Genomic DNA, 22,264 nt, shown 5'->3' with positions numbered 1-22,264 from the left:
GCTCAATACCCGCTCTCGGAGGTCAGCACAAAATGCCCCGGATCAACCTCTTTATATACCGACGGTCCCGGCTCATACCCGACCCGGTGGATGGGCGAGGGGATCGGCTTGAAATTCAGGTCCTTTTCGGATTTCCGCCGCCGTGGATCGGCAATCGGCACCGCCTTCATCAGCGCTTGCGTATAGGGATGCTGCGGGTTCTCGAATACTGCCGCGCGCGGCCCCCGCTCCACGATCCGGCCCAGATACATGACGCCCACGTCATGGCTCACCCGCTCAACCACCGCCATGTCATGGCTGATAAAGACGTAGCTCAACGCCAGATCCGCCTGCAATTCCATCATCAGGTTGAGCACCTGCGCCTGCACGCTCACATCCAGCGCGCTTACAGCCTCATCCGCGACAATCAGCTTGGGATTGAGCGCTAGCGCGCGGGCAATCGCCACCCGCTGCCGCTGTCCGCCGCTCAATTCATGCGGAAACCGGCGCAGGAAAGAGCGCGGCAATTCCACCCGGTCAAAGAGCATCGCCACCCGGTCTTCGATCTCGGACCCTGACACCAGCCCGTAGTTCTTCATCGGTTCCGCCACCTGTGCCGCCAACTTCATCTGCGGATTGAGGCTGGCGAAGGGATCTTGAAACACCATCTGCATATCCACCCGCGCGCGGCGCAACTCGGGCGGCGTAAGCGCCATGATATCCACTCCGCCCAGCCGCACCTCGCCCGAGGTTGGCTCGATCAGCCGCAGGGTCGACCGCCCCGCGGTGGATTTGCCACAGCCCGATTCCCCCACAAGACTCAGCGTGCGCCCGCGTGACAACGTGAACGACACATCCTCGACCGCATGCACATTGGCCAGTGTCCGGCGAAAGAACCCGCCCTTGACCGGGAACCGCGTGGTCAAGCCGCTGACATGCAACAATTCGTCATCGTAGCCCATGATCGGCTTGATCTCATGCGCATCGGACCCCAACAGGCGCATCGGCTCGGGATAGGCCTTGCCCCGCATCTCGCCAAGTTTCGGCACAGCGGCCAAGAGCGCGCGGGTATACTCATGTGCCGGGGCCTCGAATATCTGCTCGACCGTGCCCTCTTCGACCTTGTTGCCGCGAAACATCACGACCACCCGGTCAGCCATCTGCGCCACCACCGCCATGTCATGGGTGATGAACACCACCGCCGTCCCGGTCTCGCGCTTGAGCCGGTCAATCAGCGCCAGAATCTCGGCCTGAATCGTCACATCAAGCGCCGTCGTCGGTTCATCTGCAATCAACAGGCGCGGCGCGCAGGCCAGCGCCATGGCAATCACCACCCGCTGTCGCATACCGCCCGACAATTCGTGGGGATATTGATCAAGCCGCCGCTCCGGCTCGGGAATGCGAACCTCGCGCAGCAGGCCCAGCGCCCGCGCCCGTGCCTCTGCCTTGCTCAACCCGCGATGCACCCGCAACCCTTCGGACAATTGCCGCCCCACGGTGAACACCGGGTTGAGCGCCGTCATCGGCTCTTGAAAGATCATCCCGATCTCATTGCCCCGGATCGTGCGCATCAGGCTTTGATCCGTCTGGGCCAGATCGACAGCCCCCCCCTCCTTGCGGTCAAAGATCATCCGCCCGCCGGCAATCGTGCCGCCACCATATTCCACCAGCCGCATCAGCGACAGCGACGACACCGACTTGCCCGATCCGGATTCACCGACGATGCACACGGTCTCACCGGCATTGACTGTAAAGGAGACATCCTCGACCCCAACAACCGGCCCATCCCGTGTCTCGAACTCAACCCGGAGATTCTCGATCCGGACAATCGGGGTATCCAGCATGCGCCGCGACCTCTCCACTTTGGGGAACACTGCTCAAACGCTACTCACTTTGCCGCCTCCGAGTCAAATAACACGGGGATTGTGATGCTCCTTTGAGCACACGCCCAAATGGAATGCTTGCAATTTAAACGTATCCAGTCTGAGATACCCCATGTCGTCCGGGGATGCGACAGCCTGACACCGACGGTGTGGGCGGCTTCTCTTTGCGGCACTCGCCCGCTCGCGTCCCTGACGCGCCGGGAAAAAAGCGAATGAGATGGCACACCAAACCGCTGTCCAACACCGGAGGAAGACCAAACCCATGACCCTGAAATCCCTACTCCTTGGCGCGACCGCCGCCACCAGCCTCGCCTCTGTCGCGATGGCAGAGCGCGGCGCGGATGGCCACGTCAACCTGATCTATTGGCAAGCGCCCTCGATCATGAATCCCTATCTCTCAGGCGGCACCAAAGAGGTCGAGGCCGCCAGCCTCGTGATCGAACCCTTGGGCCGCTACAACACCAAGGGCGAGATGATCCCCTATCTGGCCGAAGAAATCCCCACCGTCTCCAATGGCGGCGTGTCCGAGGATCTCACCTCCATCACATGGAAAATCAAGCCGGGCATCCTGTGGTCAGATGGCACGCCCTTCACCGCAGCAGACGTGAAATTCACCGCCGAATACTGCATGCACCCCGAGGGCGGCTGCGCCCAGCTTGGTAAATACGAAGGCGTGTCCTCGGTCGAGGTCATCGACGACCTGACGGTCAAGGTCAACTTCTCACAGCCCACCCCGGTGCCCTATGGCCCGTTTATGGGCGGTCAGGCCCCGATCATTCAAGCCGCGCAATTCGCCGAGTGTCTTGGCCCCAAGGCCCCGGAATGCACCGATGCGAATTTCTCGCCCATCGGCACCGGCCCGTTCAAGGTGGACGAATTCCGCCCCAATGACGTGATCTCGCTCTCGGCCAACCCGAATTACCGCGACCCGGCCAAGCCGCGTTTTGCCACCATGACCTTCAAGGGCGGTGGCGATGCCACGGCGGCGGGGCGCGCGGTGCTGGAAACCGGCGAATTCGACTATGCCTGGAACCTGCAACTCGCCCCCGACGTCATCGCCAATATGGAGGCGGCGGGCAAGGGCGTGGCCATGTCGGCCTTTGGCACGCTGGTCGAGCGGATCGAGATGAACATGACCGACCCCTCGCCCGACCTGCCCGAGGGCGAACGCGCCACCGCCAAGCACCCGCACCCGATCCTGACCGACATGCGCGTGCGTCAGGCGCTCTCAATGGCAATTGACCGCGAATTGCTGGTCGAAGTGGGCTATGGCAAAGCAGGCCGCGCCACCTGCAATCTGGTGCCCGCACCGGAAATCTTTGCCTCCGACAACACCGACTGCTTGGTGCAGGATATCGAAGGCGCCAAGGCGCTCTTGGAAGAGGCAGGCTGGACCGTTGGCGGGGACGGCATCCGCGAAAAAGACGGCAAGAAACTGTCGCTGCTCTATCAGACCTCGACCAATGCCGTGCGTCAGGATTTTCAGGCCCTGATCAAACAGTGGTGGTCCGAAATCGGTGTCGAAACCGAATTGCGCAATATCTCGGCCTCCGTCTTCTTCGGCAGCGATCCGGGCAGCCCCGACACCTTCCCGAAATTCTACGCCGATGTGGAAATGTACGCCAACAACTTTGACGGCACCGATCCGCAGTCCTATCTGGCAGGCTACACCTGCAACAAGGCACCGCGCCCCGAAACCCAGTGGCAAGGCGAGAATATCAACCGCTTCTGCGACCCGGCCTATGACGAGTTGATCAAGGAACTGGGCCGCACCGCAGAGCTGGAAAAGCGCGCGGAAATCGCCAAAACCCTCAACGACATGCTGACCAAGGACAGCTACACCATCGTGCCTCTGGTGGACCGTGGCCGCGTTTCGGCCCGCTCCAACACGCTGGGCGGGGTCGAGCTGAACACCTGGGACACCGAGCTTTGGAACGCTGCGGACTGGTTCCGGATCAAGTGATCTGATCCGGACTGGCTGCCCCGGATCACCTCCGGGGCGGCACCTTGCTTGCCCGACAACGATAAGAACGACCGCATAAGGCGCCGCGCATGCTGACCTATACGATCCGACGGCTTGTCCTCGCGATCCCGACGCTGCTGTTTATCAGCCTCGTGATCTTTCTCCTGCTCGAACTGGCCCCCGGCGACCCGATGGCACAGGTGCCGCTGACCGTGCCGCCCGAGGTCAAGGAAAAGATGCGTCTGGCGCTGGGGCTGGGCGAACCCACCCATATCCGCTTTGTCAAATGGATGTGGCAATTCTTCGTGGTCGAGCCGATGATGTTCCTCGACTGGCTGTTTGGCACGGCCTTGGCCGAAGGCCAACAGCGCGTGCTGAGCTGGCAATTCCGCTCCCCGGTGATGGATGTGGTCGTGCAGCGCATGCCGCAAACCCTCTGGGTGGTGGCCATGTCCTATGTCGTGGGTATCCTGATTGCCCTGCCCATCGGCATCTATTCCGCCTACCGGCAATATTCCGTGTTCGATCAGACCGGCACCTTCATCACCATGGTCGGCTATTCGGTGCCGCCTTTTTTCTCCGGCGTGCTGGTGATCGTCATCTTTTCGGTGCAACTGGGCTGGCTGCCCTCGATCTATGACACCACGCTGGTGGTGGTCGATTGGCAGACGTTCAAACTGCAACTGATGCAGATGGTCATGCCGGTGATGGTGCTGGCCCTGCAAACAACCGCACAGATCAGCCGCTTCATGCGCGCCTCGATGCTCGACAATCTCAATCAGGACTATGTGCGCACCGCCCGCGCCAAGGGGCTTTCGGAATGGTCAGTGGTCATGGTGCATGTGCTGCGCAACTCGATGATCCCGGTGATCACGGTCATCGCCCTCGGCGTGCCGTCGATCTTTGGCGGGGCGATCATCACCGAACAGATATTCAAGGTGAACGGCCTCGGCCAGCTCCTGATCACCGCCATTCAGGCGAATGACCTGCCGATGGTGCAGACCGTGACCTTTATCATCGCGGTGCTGATCGTGTTCTTCAACATCATAGCCGATGTGCTCTACGGCGTGCTCGACCCGAGGATACGTTATGACTGAGACCCCCAAACCCATCGTGGCCCTCGCCGATACCGGCCCCACCGCCCCGCCACGTAGCCAATGGCGCGATGTCTGGGACCAGTTCAAGAGCCACCGGGGCGCCCTCGCCGGGGGGGTTATCCTTGTACTTATCATCGTCGCCGTGTTCATCGGACCCCATGTCTGGCCCTATGACGCCACCTTCATCGACATCCGCGCCCGCAATCAGGGGCCAAGCTGGGCCCATCCCTTTGGCACCGATCAGTTGGGCCGCGATACGCTGGCGCGGATGATGGCCGGCGGGCAGACCTCGATTGCGGTGGGTCTGACGGCGATGTTGCTGGCGTTGGTGCTCGGCTCACTTGTGGGCGTGCTCGCAGGCTTCTTCCGCCGGCTCGACGGGCCGCTCATGCGCCTCACGGACCTCTTCCTGTCGCTGCCGCTTCTGCCGCTCCTGCTCGTGATGGTGCTCTTGTTCCGCGAGGCGCTCAACGGTACCTTCGGTCCCGAGCGGGGCATTTTCATCCTGATCGTGGTGGCCATCGGCGTGACAAGCTGGATGCCCACCGCCCGCATTGTGCGCGGCGATGTGCTGGCGCTGAAAGAGCGTGAATTCATCCTCGCGGCGCGCTCCATCGGCACGACAAATTTCGGCCTCATCACCCGGCACATCCTGCCCAATGTGATGTCGCCGATCATGGTCTCGGCCACGCTGGGCATCGCCAATGCGATCATTACTGAGAGCGCGCTCAGCTTCCTTGGCTTGGGCTTTCCGCCCGATTTCCCGACATGGGGGCGGCTCCTCAATGACGCCACGCAGTATCTACAGGACTACCCCGAGCGCGTCTTCTGGCCCGGCCTTGGCATCTCGCTCACGGTGCTGTCGATCAACTACATGGGCGACGGGTTGCGCGACGCGCTGGACCCGAGGATCAGGGGGCGGTGAGGGAGACGGGATACGCCGCGCGGGGGCTTGAGCCCCACCCCCTCAGTTATTCCCGCGCTCCGCCTCGATCTCGCGCCAGCGGGCGACGTTGCGGTTATGCTCATCCAATGTCTCGGCAAAGGCATGGCCCCCAGAGCCATCGGCCACAAAGAACACGTATTCCGTGCTATCCGGGTTCACCGCCGCCTCTATGCTGGCGCGGCCCGGATTGGCGATGGGCGTGGGCGGCAGCCCCTCGATCACATAGGTGTTCCACGGCGTTGCGCCGCGCAATTCGCTCTGCCGCAGACCCCGGCCCAACACACCCTTGCCCTCGGTCACACCATAAATCACCGTCGGGTCAGTCTGAAGCCGCATCCCCCGGTTGAGCCGGTTGACAAAGACGCTGGCCACCTGCCGCCGCTCATCCGCAACGCCGGTTTCCTTCTCGATGATCGACGCAAGGATCAACGCCTCTTGCGCAGACTCGAGCGGCAGCCCCTCGGCCCGCCCCTGCCAGGCCTCTGCCAGAATGACCGCTTGCGCCTCGCTCATCCGCACCAAAACGCTCTCGCGGGTATCGTCCGCACTCACCTCATAGCTGTCGGGGGCCAGCGTGCCCTCAGGCGGCACCTCGGCCACCTCGCCGGTCAAGACATCGACCGCCTTCAGCCCCTCGACCACCTGCCAGCTTGTGACCCCTTCGGCCAAGGCCACGCGATACCGCGTATCGGCCTGTTCGCGCACTTGCGTAAACTCTGCCGGAACCTCGCCCTCGGCGGCGGGATCGAACTTGGCGCGTTCCTCATACCGCCCCGTCGCCGCATCCAATTCGCGCACCACCACCTCCGAACTGGTCACGCCCAAACGGTACACCACCTCGGTGCCACAGGTACTGGCCCCGCCGCGTGTGATCAGATCCGTGATCTCAGCCATGCTTGCCGCTTCAGGGATAAGCCAGCTTCCGGCCTTGAGCAGCCCGGTCTTGTCCCCATATTCCGCGCCGATGCGGAAAATCGCGCCACTGCTGACCGCGCCCTCCGCTTCCAATTGCGACGACACGCGCCGCATCGTGCTGCCCGGATCGACCCGCAAACAGATCGCATCCGAGAGCGGACCATTGGCCGAATATTGCTGTTGCCCCCAGAGGATGACCCCCCCGAGCAGAAACACCGCCACCACCAGCAGCGTCAGGAAATTTGAAACGATGTGTCGCCACATCAGCGCGGTTTCCCGACAATCAGCGCCGCATTGGTGCCGCCAAAGCCAAAGCTGTTGGAGAGCGCCACGTCGATCTTGCGCTCACGCTTGGCATTGGGGGCCAGATCAAGCGGGGTCTCCACCGCCGGATTGTCCAGATTGATCGTCGGCGGGGCCACCTGATCGCGGATCGCCAGAATGCAAAAGATCGCCTCGACAGCGCCCGCAGCACCCAAGAGATGCCCGACCGAGGATTTCGTCGAACTCATCGTCACATTCGCCGCCGCATTGCCCAAGAGCCGCTCGACCGCCTTCAATTCGATGGTATCCGCCATGGTCGATGTGCCATGCGCGTTGACATAATCAATATCCGACGCGGTCAGACCGGCACGGTTCAGCGCCGCCTGCATCGCGCGGAACCCGCCATCGCCCGTCTCGGACGGCGCTGTGATGTGATAGGCATCCCCCGAGAGACCATAGCCCAGAATCTCGGCATAGATTTTAGCGCCCCGCGCCTTGGCATGCTCGTATTCCTCAAGCACCACGACACCCGCCCCCTCGCCCATGACAAACCCGTCGCGGTCCACGTCATAGGGGCGGCTTGCACCCCTTGGATCATCCGCGCGCTTGGTCGAGAGCGCCTTGCAGGCGTTGAACCCGGCAATCCCGATTTCGCAGATCGAGGCCTCGGCCCCACCCGCCACCATCACATCCGCATCGCCCCATTGAATGAGCCGCGCAGCATCGCCAATCGCATGCGCGCCCGTGGCGCAGGCGGTCACGACCGAATGGTTCGGGCCTTTGAAGCCATACCGAATGCTCACCTGACCCGAGATCAGGTTGATCAGCGCGCCGGGGATAAAGAACGGCGACACCCGCCGCACGCCTTTTTCGCGGATAATGCCCGCCGTTTCCTCGATCGAGCGCAGCCCGCCGATGCCCGATCCCAGCATGACGCCGGTACGCTCGCGCGCGGCCTCATCCTCGGGCATCCAGCCTGAATCCTCGACCGCCTGCTGGGCTGCGGCAATGCCATAGAGGATGAAATCATCGACCTTGCGGCGCTCTTTCGGCTCCATGTATTTATCAGCGTGAAAGGTGCCATCGGTGCCATCGCCCAAGGGGATCTGGCAGGCGTATTTCGTCACCACATTGACCGGGTCAAATCGGATGATCGTCCCCGCCCCTGATTGACCCGCCAAAAGACGACTCCAAGTCAGTTCGACCCCATCGGCCAGCGGGGTCACCAGACCCATACCTGTGACAACGACACGCCGCATGATGCTCCCTCTCCCTTGGTTGTGCTTTTGCTGCTCTTACCCCGGCTTTGCCCCAAGGAGCAAGAGCATCACACCGTCCCGCGCATGGCCTTGCTGGTCAAGGGGGCAAAACAGGCTGCGTTGACTTGGATGTGATGGTCACCAGTGGCCAGGTCTCCGCCCAGGGCGGTGCCAATAACCGTCTGTCACAGACCCGATTGCGCCACGTCCTGAAACAGCACCGGCACACGGCAGGACTTCGGCGGAGCCTCTCCGATCATCAACAGATCCGACGCCTCGATATACCCCGCAAACCATGCCGCAAGCGCCACCGGATCATCCGTCGCCACCCCCGGCCCATCCACCGCGTCAAGCACGATCTTGGACGGGGCCCAAACGCTGATCTGCCCGTGTTTCATCGACCAATCCAGCTCGGTCCGGGTGGCCACAACGACGCAACGCTCATCGCGCCCCGCCAGCACCCATGCATTCTGCTCCATCGCCAAGAGATCCACGCGACGTTGCGTCATCCGGTGCCCGGTCCGTGGCGCGGGTTGATCGGCGCGTCCGACGCAGAGGATCACCGGCTCTGCCCGCGCCTCGAGCTGGTCGAGCCAGCGGCCAAGATTGGGCGAGCGGATCGCGGTATTGGTCAGGAACACCACATGCGGATGCGGCGTGGTGGCGGCATGCGGCGTGATCGGCTTGGTCTTGAGGTCATTAACCGAGCGCACGATCTCGACACCAAGCGCCCCCGGTCCCCGGTCCAGTTTCTCGATCCGCACAAAGGTGCGCACCGCCTGCGGCTCCCACAGGATGCGCTCGGCAATGCGCTCGGCGAGGGTTTCCAGCAGGTTCAACCGCTCCTCCGCCAGTTCGGCGGCAATCGCCTCTGTTACCTTGTCATAGCTCAGGATGCGGTCCACATCATCCTCGATGGCATCGGTCAGCGGGCGCACCTCGACCACGACATTAAAGCAAATACGCTGCGTCGTGCCCCGCTCGGCCTGAAAGGCACCGATCTCGACCGCGACCACATGGTCGCGCACCGAAATGCGATCCAGTGGCCCATCGGGCGAGGTGGCGCGCGCGCGGGCCGACGGATGCTCAAAAGCGAGGCGGATTTCTTGGGTCATGGCATGGTTCCTGCGTAACTTGGGCAAGGGGATAGCATGCGGACTAAAGCCCTTGAAAGGGCGAATGCGACAGTCGGGGAACGCCGCGCGGCAGCCGCAACGCAAAAGGCCCCGGATATGTCCGGGGCCTTTGCCGTATCTTGTCGTCCCGTTTAGTGGGCGTGCTGCTTGTCCCAGTCTTCGCGCTTGGGGAGCGTCTCAAACGTATGCTCCGGCGGCGGCGACGGCAGGGTCCATTCCAGCGTGTCGGCGTATTCGTTCCACGGATTCGGCCGGGTCTCACGAGCGCCGCGCAGCAGCGTGTAAAACACCAGACCTATAAAGAACACGAAGGAGGCAAAGGACAAGAATGCTCCAATCGACGACCACCAGTTCCAGACCGCAAAGGCCTCCGGATAGTCGATATAGCGACGCGGCATGCCCTGACGTCCCAGGAAGTGCTGCGGGAAGAACGTCAGGTTCGCACCGATGAACATCGCCCAGAAGTGCAGCTTTCCGGCCCACTCCGGCAACATGCGCCCGGTCATCTTGGGGAAGTAGAAGTAGATCCCCGCAAAGATGGCAAACACCGCGCCGAGGCTCATCACATAGTGGAAATGCGCCACGACATAATAGGTGTCGTGATAGGCGCGGTCGATCGCGGCCTGGCTGAGCACGATGCCGGTCACGCCGCCGACGGTGAACAGAAAGAGGAACCCAAAGGCCCAGAGCATGGGCGTCTTGAACTCGATCGAGCCGCCCCACATGGTGGCAATCCAAGAGAACACCTTGACGCCTGTCGGCACCGCGATGACCATCGTCGCCAGCATGAAATAGCTCTGCTGGGTCAGCGACATGCCCACCGTATACATGTGGTGCGCCCAGACGACAAAGCCCAGAACCCCAATCGCAATCAGCGCCCACACCATCGGCAGATAGCCAAAGATCGGCTTGCGCGAGAAGGTGGCGATCACATGGCTGATGATGCCGAAACCGGGCAGGATGATGATGTACACTTCCGGGTGGCCAAAGAACCAAAGGATGTGCTGATAGAGGATCGGATCGCCGCCGCCCGAGGGATCAAAGAAGGTGGTCCCGAAATTGCGGTCGGTCAGAAGCATGGTGATCGCCCCCGCCAGAACCGGCAGGCTGAGCAGGATCAGCCAGGCCGTGACAAAGATCGACCAGGAAAACAGCGGCACCTTGAAGAGCGTCATACCCGGCGCGCGCATGTTGAGGAAGGTGGTGATCATGTTGATCGCACCCAGAATCGAGCTTGCACCCGACACGTGGACCGCGAAAATCGCGAGGTCCATCGACATGCCCGCCTCATTCGTCGAGAGCGGCGGATAGAGCACCCAGCCCACACCCGAGCCAAGCTGACCATTGCCACCCGGAGCGAGCAACGAGGCCACACCCAGCGAGGTTCCCGCAACATAGAGCCAGAACGACAGGTTGTTCATGCGCGGAAACGCCATATCCGGCGCGCCGATCTGCAACGGCATGAAATAGTTGCCAAACCCACCAAAGAGCGCCGGAATGACGACAAAGAACATCATCAAAACGCCGTGATAGGTGATCATCACGTTCCAGAGGTGGCCGTTGGGCGTGCAGCTTGCGACATCAGAGGCGATGAACCGCGCGCCTTCCATGCACATGTATTGAACGCCCGGTTCCATCAGTTCCATCCGCATATAAACGGTGAACGTGACCGAGATCAGGCCAACGAATGCCGAGACGATCAGATAGAGGATACCGATATCCTTGTGGTTCGTGGACATGAACCACCGGGTGAAAAACCCGCGCTGATCTTCGTGTTCGTGGCCGTGAATGGCTGCATCTGCCATTGGCTGCCTCCTGCTGGTGTAAGTGCCGCGGCATGCAGAACGATTGAGTCCCACATGCCCGTGATCTTTTTGGGTTTTAGAATGTCCGGGGGGGCGCGGCAATGCGCGAAATTGATGCAGATCAAAGAATTTTGTCGCACCCCCTTGCGGTTGGGGCGGGGGATGACGGGCGGATTGGGGGGCATTTTCGCGCGCGGCAAGGCATGGACAGCCGCCCATCTGCGCGCCTAAACTCTGTATTAACCAGACCCGGACCATGATGGCGGGGCAGAGCAGGCGGGCGGGCGCGATGAATCACCTCTATTACGGCGACAATCTGAGCGTGCTGCGCGAGAGCATCAAAAGCGAGAGCGTGGATTTGGTCTATCTCGATCCCCCGTTCAATTCCAATGCCAGCTATAACGTGCTGTTTCGCGGCCCGGCGGGGAATGAGTCTGCGGCGTAGATCGAGGCGTTTGATGATACTTGGCATTGGACCGACGCGGCGGAAGCGGCGTTTGGCGATGTTCTGCGCTCGGGCATTGGGGCGGCGGCGGAAATGCTCCGCGCGATGCGGTCATTTCTGGGTGAGAATGACATGATGGCCTATCTCGCCATGATGGCCGTGCGCCTACCCGCGCGGCGTGATGACACGTTCATGCGCGCGGCGCGCGAAGAGGACCGGGGCGCGCAAGGGGCGTTGGATTTGTAAGGGGCGTCACCCCCTCGGGCGTGTTGCGCCCCATCGAAACCACGCACGTCCCGGGCTTGACCCGGGACCTCTCCGAGGCAGCGTAGAGGCCCCGGCTCGGGGGCCGGGGCGATATGAACCCGATCAGACGCAACGTGCTCTCCCCGCGAACACCTCTGTTATCCGCGCCAATTCCGCCTCCAGCCCATAGGGCGGGTTGACCACGAAGAGGCCGGAGCCCAGCATCCGGTGCCCGGCGCGCACCGGGGGGAAGTGGACCTCGTGGCGCAGGCCCTCGGGGAAGGCCGCGCCGAGATGGGTCAGCATCCCCTCATGCGCCCCGCTGGTCAGGATCGGATACCAGAGCATGAGAATACCCACATTCCATTTGCGGGCGATCTGGGTCAGGTGCCGGGGAATGCTCTCGTATTCGGTCTTCACCTCGTAACTGGGATCGACCAGCAAGATCCCGCGCCGGGGCGTCGGCGGGCAAATCTCCTGCGCCATCTCGAACCCGTCCTGCTGGCGGATTTTCACGTCATACCCCGCCAGATTGCGGCGCAGATGCGCGTGCTCTCCGGGGTGCAATTCGGCCAGATGCAGGCTGTCCACGCTGCGCAAGGCAAGGGCTGCCATCAGCGGCGAACCGGGATAGGCGGTGGCGCCATGCGCCGCGCGGGTCAGGGTCAGGCAGCGCCGATAGGGGTGATCGGGATCAAACCCCGCCTCAAGCCGCCCAATGCCCTGCGCCGCCTCGCCGGTTTTCAGCGCCGCCGCATCGCCCAGATCATAGAGGCCCCGCCCGGCATGGGTCTCGATATAGCTGAGCGGCTTGTCCTTTTGGCAAAGATAGTCCAGCACCCACGCGAGGCTTGCGTGCTTGTGAACATCCGCCGGATTGCCCGCGTGATAATGGTGCTGATAACTGAGCATGCGGGCTGGTAGCAGGTGCGACGGGATTGGGGAAGAGGCCCGCGCAAGACACCCCCGCTCTTACCCGTCCTTGAGACCGTCCATGGCCCGCCCAACACTGAATCCGTGCAAGATGGTGGAAATCAGGATGACCAAGGCGATCAGGGACCACAATTGCGCCTCATTGGCGAAATCCACATGGCCCGCCGCGTAGCAGAGATAGTAGATCGAGCCGATGCCGCGCACCCCGTAGACGGACACCACCGCCCGGCTCCGACGGTCAAGATCCGATCCCCAGAGCGCCACCCAGCCCGCCAGCGGTCGGATCACCAGAATGAGCAGCGCCGCCATGCCCACATCAACCCACCTCAGGTCCACGAACAGCAGCGGCATCACGCTCCCCAGCGCAATAAGCAGGACGGCGGTCAACGCATGCTCGATGGAGTCCGAGAAATCGTGCAGCCGCCGATGGAAATGATGCTCCGTCTCGATGCGCCGCAGGGTCAGCCCCATGACCGCGACGGCAATGAAACCATACCCCTCGATCAATTCGGTCGACCCGTAACAGAGCAGAACCCCCGCCAGCGCAATGATCCCCGAGCTGGTTTCCGCGAGCGCGGCATCCTTGGGCACCGAGAACAGGATATAGCCCAAGGCCCGCCCCCCGAGCCACCCCATCGCAACCCCCAGAACGATCCGATAGACGACATCGCGCAACAGCCACTCCACGGCCCAGGCTCCTGGGTTCACCCCTTCGACCGCCACGATCAAACCGAGATACACAAACGGAAACGCCAGACCGTCATTCAGACCGGCCTCCGTGGTCAGGGTAAAGCGCACCGGATGCTCCCCCCCCTCTTGCGGCGGTCCCACCTGCACATCGGCGGCCAGCACCGGATCGGTCGGCGCCAGCACCGCCCCCAGCAGGATCGCCCCGGCGAGCGTAAGCCCGGCCAAACCAATCCCGAGGAGAGCGATGGCCAGTATCGTCAGCGGCATTGCGATAGCCAGCAGGCGCACCGTCGGCATCCAGCGCCTCCAAGGACGCAGGCCGTCGATGCGCATGCCGGTGCCGAACAACGCCACGATCACGGTCAGTTCGCTCAACAACTCCCACGGCAGCGGCGTCTGACGCGGGTCCGGCACTGTCGGCAGTCCGGGGATCAAGAGCGTCGCCGCCGCGCCGAACAGGATCATCAGCGGCGCGGACGCCGGTTCGCGGTTCGACACCAGCCGCGGCAGCCACCGCGCGGCAATCACGGTCAGGCCGATCACAGCCAGCGCGATGTGATAGGAATTCAGAGCAAAAAAGGGTTCGTTCTGCATGTCTCGCGTCGATCCTCGCCTGTAATACCGCCTCTCCTATAGGGAAATACCCGCAACGGCCAGTTGACGCACGCCCAGAGACCGCGCCAAACCGCTCAACGCTTGCGGCGCTCCCCGCCCTAGGATACTCGGGGGCAACCAAGCATTTCATCCCAAAGGTGCCCTGCCCATGCGTCTGAGCCGTTATTTTCTGCCCGTTCTCAAGGAAACCCCCGCAGAGGCGCAGATTGCCTCGCATCGGCTGATGGTGCGGGCGGGGATGATCAAGCAGGCCAGTGCCGGGATCTATTCCTGGCTGCCCTTGGGCTTCAAGATCCTGCGCAAACTGGAAAACATCGTGCACGAAGAACAGGTGCGCGCCGGGCATATTCCGGTGCTGATGCCGACGCTGCAATCGGCGGACCTGTGGCGCGAGTCCGGGCGCTATGACGATTACGGCGCGGAAATGCTGCGGATCAAGGACCGGCACGATCGCGACATGCTCTATGGTCCGACCAACGAGGAGTTGATCACCGATATTTTCCGGGCGCATGTCGGCAGCTACAAAGACCTGCCGCTCACGCTCTACCACATCCAGTGGAAGTTCCGCGACGAGGTGCGCCCGCGCTTTGGCGTCATGCGCGGGCGCGAATTCCTGATGAAGGACGGGTATAACTTCGACCTGACCAAGGAAGACGCTCTGCATGCCTATAACCGCCACATGGTCAGCTATCTGCGCACCTATGAGCGGATGGGGCTTCAGGCCATTCCGATGCGGGCGGATAGCGGGCCGATTGGGGGCGACGACACGCATGAATTCCTCGTGCTGGCCGATACCGGCGAGTCGGAGGTGTTCTACGACAGTGCCATCACCGACTTGAGCCTTGGCGAGCGTGTGGTGGATTACAGCAGCCGCGCGGAATGCGCGGCCATCGTCACCGAATGGACCACGCCCTATGCGCGCACCGACGAGACGCATGATGCGGCGCTCTATGACGCCATCCCCGAGGCGCGACGTCGTGCCAGCCGGGGCATCGAGGTGGGACAGATTTTCTACTTCGGCACCAAATATTCAGAGCCGATGGGCGCCAATGTGCAGGGGCCGGATGGCAAATCTGTGCCCGTCCATATGGGCAGCCATGGTATTGGCGTCAGCCGTCTGATCGGCGCGATCATCGAGGCCAACCATGACGACAAGGGCATCATCTGGCCCGAAGGCGTCACGCCGTTCCATGCCGGGATCGTCAACCTGAAGCAAGGCGATGCCGAGGCCGATGCCGCCTGCGAGGCGCTTTATGCCTCGCTGGTGGCTCTGGGAATGGAGCCGCTTTACGATGACCGCGACGAGCGGGCGGGCGGCAAGTTTGCCACGATGGACCTCATCGGCCTGCCGTGGCGGATCACCGTGGGGCCGCGCGGGCTCAAGAATGGCGTGGTCGAATTGACCTGCCGCCGCACGGGTATAAGCGAAGAACTGCCGCCCGAAGCTGCGGTGGAAAGGCTGGCGCAGATCTACGCGGGGCATGTGCTGCGACCGAGTTTGTGAGGGTGTGAGGGCGCGCGCGGTGGGCACTAAAGCGCGGAATCAAGGTGCCGCAGGCACCGCCGCGCGGCGCCCGACCGCCCCCTCGGGCGGGCGCCTTTGTGACGTTTGAACATTCGGAAAACACGGGAGTGTCTTGCAGGCATCAAATGCCAGCCGACGAGGTAGGTGCGCCCCCCCGGCGGTCGGGCACCGCGCCGCTCAACACTGGGGGCTGAGGTTGCCTCCCCCTCCCTTGACGCCCCCACCCGAAACCCCCACTCTCCGCCCAACCCAAGACCAAGGAGCCGCAATGGCCAGATCTCCCGCCCCCTTTGCTGCCTTCGAATGGATGATCGCCTGGCGCTATCTGCGCGCCAAGCGGGCCGAGGGCGGCGTCAGCGTCATGACCTGGATCAGCCTCATCGGCATCACGCTCGCGGTCTTTGCCCTCATCGCCACGCTTGCCGTGCGCTCGGGCTTTCGCGCGGAATTCGTCGATACGATCCTCGGGGCAAATGCCCATGTGACGGTCTACAACTCCGGCTCGGTCGATGCCTCGGGCCGGGTGGATCGCAGCCTTGAGGATTATGCCGCCATGGCCGAGCGCGTGCGCGCCGTCCCCGGCGTCACGCGCGTCGCGCCCCTGATCAAGGGTCAGGTCATGGCCAATGCCAGTGACCGCAACGCCGGTGTGCAGGTCTATGGCATCACGCCCGAGGATCTACAAACCATTCCCCGCGTCGCCGATCCCGAAACCTCCCAAGGTGACATCGCGCGCTTTTCCCAAGGCATCGCCATAGGCTCCGGCGTGGCGCAGGAATTGGCCATCACCGTGGGTGACCGGATCAAGCTCATCTCTCCCAACGGGGTCAAGACGCCCCTGGGCACCAGCCCCCGCGTCAATGCCTATGAGGTGGTCTATATCTTTTCCGCCGGGCGCTACGACATCGACCGGGTCCGCGCCTATCTCCCCTTCAAAGAGGCACAGAGTTTCTTCAACCGCGATGGCCGCGCCGACGAACTCGAGGTGATGGTTTCAGACCCCGAAACCGTGGACACTCTGACCCTGCCGCTCCTGCAGGCGGCGGGCGAGCGCGCAATGCTCTGGACGTGGCAAGACGCCAGCGGCTCTTTCCTGCGCGCCCTTGAGGTCGAGGATAACGTGATGTTCGTGATCCTGTCGATCCTCGTGCTGATCGCCGCGATGAACATCACCTCCGGCCTCATCATGCTGGTCAAGAACAAGGGCCGCGACATCGGCATCCTGCGCACCATGGGCCTGACAGAGGGGTCTATTCTGCGAGTGTTCTTCATCTGCGGCGCCTTCACCGGCATGATCGGCACGGCCATGGGCGTGATCCTCGGCTGCCTCTTTGCCTTTTACATCGACCCGATTTTTGGCTTTGTGAACATGGCAATGGGCGGTCAGGTCTGGGACCCCTCCATTCGCGGCATCTATCACCTGCCCGCAAAACTGCGCGCCGAGGATGTGATGTCGGCGGTGATGCTGTCGCTCAGCCTGTCTTTCGTGGTCACGATCTTTCCGGCGCGGCGTGCGGCCCGGATGAACCCGGTGGAGGCGCTGCGCTATGAGTGACGCGATGCTGCGCCTGACGGGCGTCGAGAAAATCTACAATCGCGGCCTCAGCTCTGAGGTGCGGGTCTTGAACGGCGTCGACCTGACCCTCGCACGCGGCGAGATGGTGGCGCTGGTCGCCCCCTCCGGCGCGGGCAAATCGACACTGCTGCATATCGCAGGGCTGCTCGATACGCCCGACGCAGGCCGGGTCGAAATCGGGGCTGAGGACATGACCGGCCTCAATGACCGGCGACGCACAGCGGTGCGGCGGCAAGAGGTGGGCTTTGTCTATCAGTTCCACCATCTGCTGCCCGAGTTCAGCGCGCTGGAAAACGTCGTGTTGCCGCAACTGGCCAATGGCATTGCCCGCCGCACCGCCGAACTGCGCGCGCAAGAGCTGCTGGAACAGGTGGGCGTTGGGCCGCGCGCCGGGCATCGGCCATCGGCCATGTCGGGGGGCGAGCAACAGCGCGTGGCCTTTTGCCGGGCGCTGGCCAATTCCCCCCGCGTGCTCTTGGCGGATGAACCCACCGGCAACCTCGATCCCGGCACGTCGGATCAGGTGTTCGAGGCGCTCACAGGGCTGGTGCGCGGCACCGGCCTCTCGGCCCTCATTGCCACCCACAACCTTGATCTGGCCGCCCGGATGGACCGCATCTTGCGATTGGATCAGGGTCAGGTCGTGCCAGGCTGATGTGGATCAAGGTGCGTGCCCCGAAAATCAGGCACCATCCAGAAACATGATCAGCAGCAAGGAGACCACGTATGCGGGCGACATTCTGCACATTGACACTCGTCACCCTCAGCCTGATGCACCCCGCACAGGCGCAGGACACGCGCGCGGGCGAGCAAACCTATGAGCGCTATTGCGCCGCCTGTCACGGGCTGGACGCCACCGGAATGGGACCGATGCAAGCGGTCCTCTCGGTGCAGCCGACAGACCTGACCATGTTGCAGGCCAAGAACAACGGACTGTTCCCCGTCGAACGGGTGGTGCGCCGGATTGACGGGCGTGACCCGCTGGTCTCGCATGGCAGCCCGATGCCGATCTACGGCAGTTTCTTCGAGGATCGCGATATCGGGCTCACGACCGAACGCGGCCAGACGATCCTGACCAGCCAACCGGTTGTCGATCTGGTGACCTATCTGCAAGGGTTGCAAAAATCCTGACCAGTTGACGCAGGCCAGCGCAGGGCTATCTCTATCCGAAACGGAGGTGCGCCATGCGGTATCTGCTCCTGTCTCTGGTTATGGCCCTTGGTCTGGCCGCTCCCCTGCGGGCCGATGAGGGCGCGCGGGCCGTCATTTCCGCCCAGATCGAGGCATTTCTGGCACAGGACGTGGCGCGCGCCTATGGCTACGCCACGCCCTTTATTCAGCAAAGATTCGGCACCCCGGAGCAATTCGGCGCGATGGTGCGCGATGGCTATCCGATGGTGTGGAAACCGTCCGATGTCATCTTTCTCGACGCCAAGGACATCGCCGGCAAACTCTGGCAGAGCGTGAGCCTGCGGGATGCGACCGGCGCGGGCTGGATCGTTGAATACGAGATGGTCGAAACCCCGGACGGCTGGCGCATCAATGGCGTGCGGGTCACGCCTGCGCCTGACGCCACCGCCTGAGCCTGCATCCGCCCCATTGCAGGCCCAATCTATGGCCCTCTCTCTGGCCCAATCTTTAGCCCCATCACGGGTCCTCTCTCCGGCCCCAACCTCGGCCCCATCCTCGGCCTTGACCCCGCGACCGCACCCGCTTACCTCACCGGTTCAACGCTCCGCGTCGTTCCGAGGTCGCTCATGCCCTATTACCGCCCGATCCCCCGCACCGATCCTGCCCGCCCAACCGGCGCCTTGACCCTTGCCGGCGGCTGGTGCTGGTTCGATACGGTCGAGGTGCTGGACCGAGGCGCACCCTCCTCTCTGATGCCCGCCTCAGACCTGCCAACCGACGCGCTGCACCACCTCACCACCCCCCGTGCGCCCATCGTCTCGCTCGACATGGCCACGCCCCAGATCATGGGTATTCTCAATGTCACCCCGGACAGCTTTTCCGATGGCGGGCGGCATTTCGATCCCGAGATCGCGCTCGCCCATGCCCGGCAGATGGCGGCTGATGGGGCCAGCATTCTTGACGTGGGCGGCGAATCCACCCGCCCCGGCGCGGCCCCGGTGCCCATCGAGGATGAAATCGCCCGCACCGCCCCGGTGATCGCGGCCCTGCGCGCGGGCCTCACCACCCCCATCTCCATCGACACCCGCAAGACGCCAGTGGCCAGTGCCGCCCATGCAGCGGGGGCCAACCTGATCAACGATGTGGCAGGCTTTACCTATGATGCCGCCCTCGCCCCCTTTGCCGCGACCCACGCCCTGCCCGTTTGCGTGATGCACGCTCAGGGCACGCCCGAAACCATGCAGGCCGACCCGTGCTATGACACCGTGCTGCTCGATGTCTACGACTGGCTCGCAGCCCGGATCGAGGCGCTCACCGCCTTGGGCATCCCCCGCACCCAGATCATCACCGACCCCGGCATCGGCTTTGGCAAGACCGTGGCGCATAACCTGACCCTCCTGCAAAACCTCTCGCTCTTTCACAGCCTCGGCTGCCCCATCCTGCTCGGTGCGTCGCGCAAACGCTTTATTGGCGACATCAGCAGAACCCCGGTCGCCGCCGACCGCGTCCCCGGTTCAATCGCCGTCGCCTTGGGAGGTCTTGCGCAGGGCGTTCAGATCCTGCGCGTGCATGACGTGGCCGCAACCCGCGCGGCGTTCGATCTCTGGCGTGCAACACTCTCTGCTCCTCGATTTTGAGCTTGTCTGAATCAGACCTTCGCTTGACACTTAACCAAAGATAATCCGGGAATAGTTACCAAAAGCTTACATTTTGCGACGATGGACGCGATTGCGTGCATTTCGCGCCCGAAAATGTACCGCCTGTACGCATCACCCCCGGCCAAACACCCGCCGCAACGCGCCCCATTGGCTCATCCCGACACCGATCAAGATCAACGTCATCGCCGCCAACAAACTCGGCGGCAGCGCCTCGGACAAGACCAGAGCGCCAAGGATCACCGACCAGACCGGCACCATGTAATTGACAAGACTAAAGAAACTCGGCCCTGCCTCGCGATTGACCTGCACCAACAACAATTGCGCCACCCCTGTGGGCAAGACACCAAGATAGAGGAGGGCCAATAAACTCTTCATATTCAACATCGTAGGCCAACCCTCGACCACCATCGCCACCGGCACGATAATCCCCGCAGCCAGCATCAGAACCAAGGCGGACAGGGACAAACGGTCCACTTCCGGCGACAACCGCGTCGCAATCGAGCCGATCGCATAGCCGCCCGCAGCACCTAGGCAGGCCAATCTTGCCAAGGATTCCAGATCCTTACCGGTCGACGTGAAAGCCTCCGGACCGATCAGAACCACGACGCCCACGGTCCCGAGCACGAACCCCACCAACCGGCGCAAACTCATCCGCTCTCCCGGCACCAGAAAATGCGCCAAGGGCAAGATCAAGAGCGGCACCGCCGCCATGCAGACCCCGGCAAACCCCGAGGCCACGGATTGTTGTGCCCAAGACAAAAGGATAAAAGGAAAAACGTTTGAAAACAATGCCATGATCAGGGCAAATTGCCAAATTCTCTGACCATTCCCCTGTCGCAGAGGTGGCAGTTTCCGCCCCTTGATCCGCAGCAGGCACAGCAGAAACCCCGCCCCCAACACGATCCGCACCGCCGCCAAAAAGAACGGCCCCACCCCGGTCAACGCGACGGAGACAAACATGAAGGACGCCCCCCAGATTATGCCCAACGCACCAATCCTCAACCAGTTGAGCGCTGAAATCTCTTGCATGGGCATTCCCTCATACACAAAAGGGCACCCACAAAGGATGCCCTTTCGCTTTATATTTCAATAGGTTCAGTTCTTCTCTTGATCTACGAGCTTGCCCGCCGAAATCCACGGCATCATGCCACGCAGCTTGGCCCCGACTTCTTCGATCTGATGCGCGTCGTTCATCCGGCGCGTGCCCTTGAAGAACGGCTGCCCAACGGCGTTTTCCGTCATGAAATCACGGACAAAGCGACCTGTTTGAATATCGGTCAGAATGGCCTTCATCCGCGCCTTGGTCTCGTCATAAGGCAGCACACGCGGACCGCTGACATACTCGCCATACTCAGCCGTGTTCGAGATCGAATAGTTCATGTTGGCGATGCCGCCCTCATAGATCAGATCGACGATCAGCTTCACCTCGTGCAAGCACTCAAAGTAAGCCATTTCAGGGGCATAGCCCGCCTCGACCAGCGTCTCAAAGCCCATACGGATCAGTTCGACAAGGCCACCACAGAGCACAGCCTGCTCGCCGAAGAGGTCAGTTTCGCACTCTTCGCGGAAGTTGGTCTCGATGATCCCCGAGCGCCCGCCGCCGATCGCCGAGCAATAGGAAAGCCCGAGTTCCAACGCCTTACCGGACGCATCGTTGTTGACCGCCACAAGGCAGGGCACGCCGCCGCCCTTGACATATTCACCGCGCACCGTGTGACCGGGGCCCTTGGGCGCCATCATGATGACATCGACGCCCTCTTTCGGCTCGATCAGGCCGAAATGGATGTTGAGACCGTGGGCAAATGCAATCGCCGCACCGGGCTTGATGTTGTCATGCACATACTTGCGATAGGTTTCGCCCTGCAATTCGTCGGGCATGGTGAACATCATCAGATCACACCAGGCTGCCGCTTCTGCGATGCCCATGACCTTGAGGCCCTCTGCCTCGGCCTTCTTGGCCGATTTCGATCCCTCACGGAGTGCCACCACAAGGTTTTTTGCCCCTGAATCCCGCAGGTTAAGCGCATGGGCGTGGCCTTGGCTGCCATAGCCCAGAATGGCGACTTTCTTGTCTTTGATCAGGTTGATGTCACAGTCACGATCGTAATAGACGCGCATGGCGTTCTCCTCTTCTATTGGATAGGCGCAGCATAGTGACTCCGCGCGCAAAGACGCATGTGAATTCGGTTTGAAATCCA

General features: G+C 62.4%; 20 protein-coding genes. 11 read left to right on the top strand and 9 right to left on the bottom strand.

Annotated features, from left to right (window positions below):
* Positions 1-2: 2 nt before the first annotated feature.
* Complete coding sequence (locus ACSSVY_RS08000; RefSeq protein WP_454268877.1) at positions 3-1,823, bottom strand: ABC transporter ATP-binding protein; 1,821 nt, start codon at positions 1,821-1,823, stop codon at positions 3-5.
* A 301-nt stretch (positions 1,824-2,124) separates the two neighbouring features.
* On the opposite strand from ACSSVY_RS08000, the gene ACSSVY_RS07995 reads away from it, so the two are divergent.
* From ACSSVY_RS07995 to ACSSVY_RS07985, 3 genes are all read left to right on the top strand, one after another.
* Positions 2,125-3,825 (top strand): peptide ABC transporter substrate-binding protein, encoded by a 1,701-nt coding sequence (locus ACSSVY_RS07995; protein WP_454268876.1) that lies wholly within the window; start codon positions 2,125-2,127, stop codon positions 3,823-3,825.
* An 89-nt stretch (positions 3,826-3,914) separates the two neighbouring features.
* Positions 3,915-4,922 carry an ABC transporter permease gene (locus ACSSVY_RS07990; RefSeq protein ID WP_454268875.1) on the top strand — a complete coding sequence of 336 codons (1,008 nt, stop codon included), beginning with the start codon at positions 3,915-3,917 and terminating at the stop codon, positions 4,920-4,922.
* Positions 4,915-5,847 carry an ABC transporter permease gene (locus tag ACSSVY_RS07985; RefSeq protein ID WP_297781659.1) on the top strand — a complete coding sequence of 311 codons (933 nt, stop codon included), beginning with the start codon at positions 4,915-4,917 and terminating at the stop codon, positions 5,845-5,847. The genes ACSSVY_RS07990 and ACSSVY_RS07985 overlap by 8 nt, the downstream gene beginning before the upstream one ends.
* Before the next feature lie 42 nt (positions 5,848-5,889).
* On the opposite strand, the gene mltG is transcribed toward ACSSVY_RS07985, so the two are convergent.
* From mltG to ctaD, 4 genes are all read right to left on the bottom strand, one after another.
* The gene (mltG, locus tag ACSSVY_RS07980) at positions 5,890-7,047 is read right to left on the bottom strand and encodes an endolytic transglycosylase MltG (RefSeq protein ID WP_454268874.1); all 1,158 of its coding nucleotides are present in this window, start codon (positions 7,045-7,047) and stop codon (positions 5,890-5,892) included.
* Entirely contained in the window at positions 7,047-8,306 is a 1,260-nt protein-coding gene (fabF, locus tag ACSSVY_RS07975; RefSeq protein WP_454268873.1) for a beta-ketoacyl-ACP synthase II, read from the bottom strand. The genes mltG and fabF overlap by 1 nt, the downstream gene beginning before the upstream one ends.
* A 185-nt stretch (positions 8,307-8,491) precedes the next feature.
* Positions 8,492-9,421: a dihydroneopterin aldolase gene (locus ACSSVY_RS07970; protein ID WP_454268872.1), complete on the bottom strand. Its 930-nt coding sequence runs from the start codon at positions 9,419-9,421 to the stop codon at positions 8,492-8,494.
* 152 nt (positions 9,422-9,573) lie between these two features.
* Positions 9,574-11,247 carry a cytochrome c oxidase subunit I gene (gene ctaD, locus ACSSVY_RS07965; RefSeq protein WP_454268871.1) on the bottom strand — a complete coding sequence of 558 codons (1,674 nt, stop codon included), beginning with the start codon at positions 11,245-11,247 and terminating at the stop codon, positions 9,574-9,576.
* 289 nt (positions 11,248-11,536) lie between these two features.
* Between ctaD and ACSSVY_RS07960 the strand changes: the two genes are divergently transcribed.
* Together ACSSVY_RS07960 and ACSSVY_RS07955 are read left to right on the top strand one after the other, a co-directional pair.
* Positions 11,537-11,692, top strand: a complete 156-nt coding sequence (locus tag ACSSVY_RS07960; RefSeq protein WP_454268870.1) for a hypothetical protein — start codon at positions 11,537-11,539, stop codon at positions 11,690-11,692.
* Positions 11,693-11,785: 93 nt separating this feature from the next.
* On the top strand, positions 11,786-11,938 hold the full coding sequence (locus tag ACSSVY_RS07955; RefSeq protein WP_454268869.1) for a hypothetical protein: 153 nt from the start codon (positions 11,786-11,788) through the stop codon (positions 11,936-11,938).
* Between the two features lie 123 nt (positions 11,939-12,061).
* Here ACSSVY_RS07955 and ACSSVY_RS07950 read toward each other — a convergent pair whose 3' ends face one another.
* Together ACSSVY_RS07950 and ACSSVY_RS07945 are read right to left on the bottom strand one after the other, a co-directional pair.
* A complete protein-coding gene (locus ACSSVY_RS07950) occupies positions 12,062-12,850 on the bottom strand; it encodes a 23S rRNA (adenine(2030)-N(6))-methyltransferase RlmJ (RefSeq protein ID WP_454268868.1) in 789 nt (262 codons plus the stop codon).
* A gap of 60 nt (positions 12,851-12,910) precedes the next feature.
* Positions 12,911-14,155: a cation:proton antiporter gene (locus ACSSVY_RS07945; protein WP_454268867.1), complete on the bottom strand. Its 1,245-nt coding sequence runs from the start codon at positions 14,153-14,155 to the stop codon at positions 12,911-12,913.
* 169 nt (positions 14,156-14,324) lie between these two features.
* Here ACSSVY_RS07945 and proS point away from each other — a divergent pair, with 169 nt between their 5' ends.
* The 6 genes from proS to folP all read left to right on the top strand — a co-directional run bounded on the left by proS (position 14,325) and on the right by folP (position 20,045).
* Positions 14,325-15,680, top strand: a complete 1,356-nt coding sequence (proS, locus tag ACSSVY_RS07940; protein WP_454268866.1) for a proline--tRNA ligase — start codon at positions 14,325-14,327, stop codon at positions 15,678-15,680.
* A gap of 289 nt (positions 15,681-15,969) precedes the next feature.
* Positions 15,970-17,256 (top strand): lipoprotein-releasing ABC transporter permease subunit, encoded by a 1,287-nt coding sequence (locus tag ACSSVY_RS07935; protein ID WP_454268865.1) that lies wholly within the window; start codon positions 15,970-15,972, stop codon positions 17,254-17,256.
* The gene (locus ACSSVY_RS07930) at positions 17,249-17,932 is read left to right on the top strand and encodes an ABC transporter ATP-binding protein (protein WP_454268864.1); all 684 of its coding nucleotides are present in this window, start codon (positions 17,249-17,251) and stop codon (positions 17,930-17,932) included. The genes ACSSVY_RS07935 and ACSSVY_RS07930 overlap by 8 nt, the downstream gene beginning before the upstream one ends.
* A gap of 71 nt (positions 17,933-18,003) precedes the next feature.
* Positions 18,004-18,408 (top strand): c-type cytochrome, encoded by a 405-nt coding sequence (locus ACSSVY_RS07925; protein WP_454268863.1) that lies wholly within the window; start codon positions 18,004-18,006, stop codon positions 18,406-18,408.
* Positions 18,409-18,461: 53 nt separating this feature from the next.
* The gene (locus ACSSVY_RS07920; protein WP_454268862.1) at positions 18,462-18,860 is read left to right on the top strand and encodes a DUF4864 domain-containing protein; all 399 of its coding nucleotides are present in this window, start codon (positions 18,462-18,464) and stop codon (positions 18,858-18,860) included.
* Positions 18,861-19,034: 174 nt separating this feature from the next.
* The gene (gene folP, locus ACSSVY_RS07915) at positions 19,035-20,045 is read left to right on the top strand and encodes a dihydropteroate synthase (RefSeq protein ID WP_454268861.1); all 1,011 of its coding nucleotides are present in this window, start codon (positions 19,035-19,037) and stop codon (positions 20,043-20,045) included.
* A gap of 132 nt (positions 20,046-20,177) precedes the next feature.
* Here folP and ACSSVY_RS07910 read toward each other — a convergent pair whose 3' ends face one another.
* Together ACSSVY_RS07910 and ilvC are read right to left on the bottom strand one after the other, a co-directional pair.
* The gene (locus ACSSVY_RS07910; protein ID WP_454268860.1) at positions 20,178-21,095 is read right to left on the bottom strand and encodes a DMT family transporter; all 918 of its coding nucleotides are present in this window, start codon (positions 21,093-21,095) and stop codon (positions 20,178-20,180) included.
* Between the two features lie 66 nt (positions 21,096-21,161).
* Positions 21,162-22,184 carry a ketol-acid reductoisomerase gene (ilvC, locus tag ACSSVY_RS07905; protein ID WP_454268859.1) on the bottom strand — a complete coding sequence of 341 codons (1,023 nt, stop codon included), beginning with the start codon at positions 22,182-22,184 and terminating at the stop codon, positions 21,162-21,164.
* Between the last annotated feature and the right edge of the window lie 80 nt (positions 22,185-22,264).

Source organism: Roseovarius sp. MBR-51 (assembly GCF_053628575.1).
The sequence above is the reverse complement of the archived record's forward strand: the minus strand, read 5'-3'. Positions and strand labels throughout refer to the sequence as shown.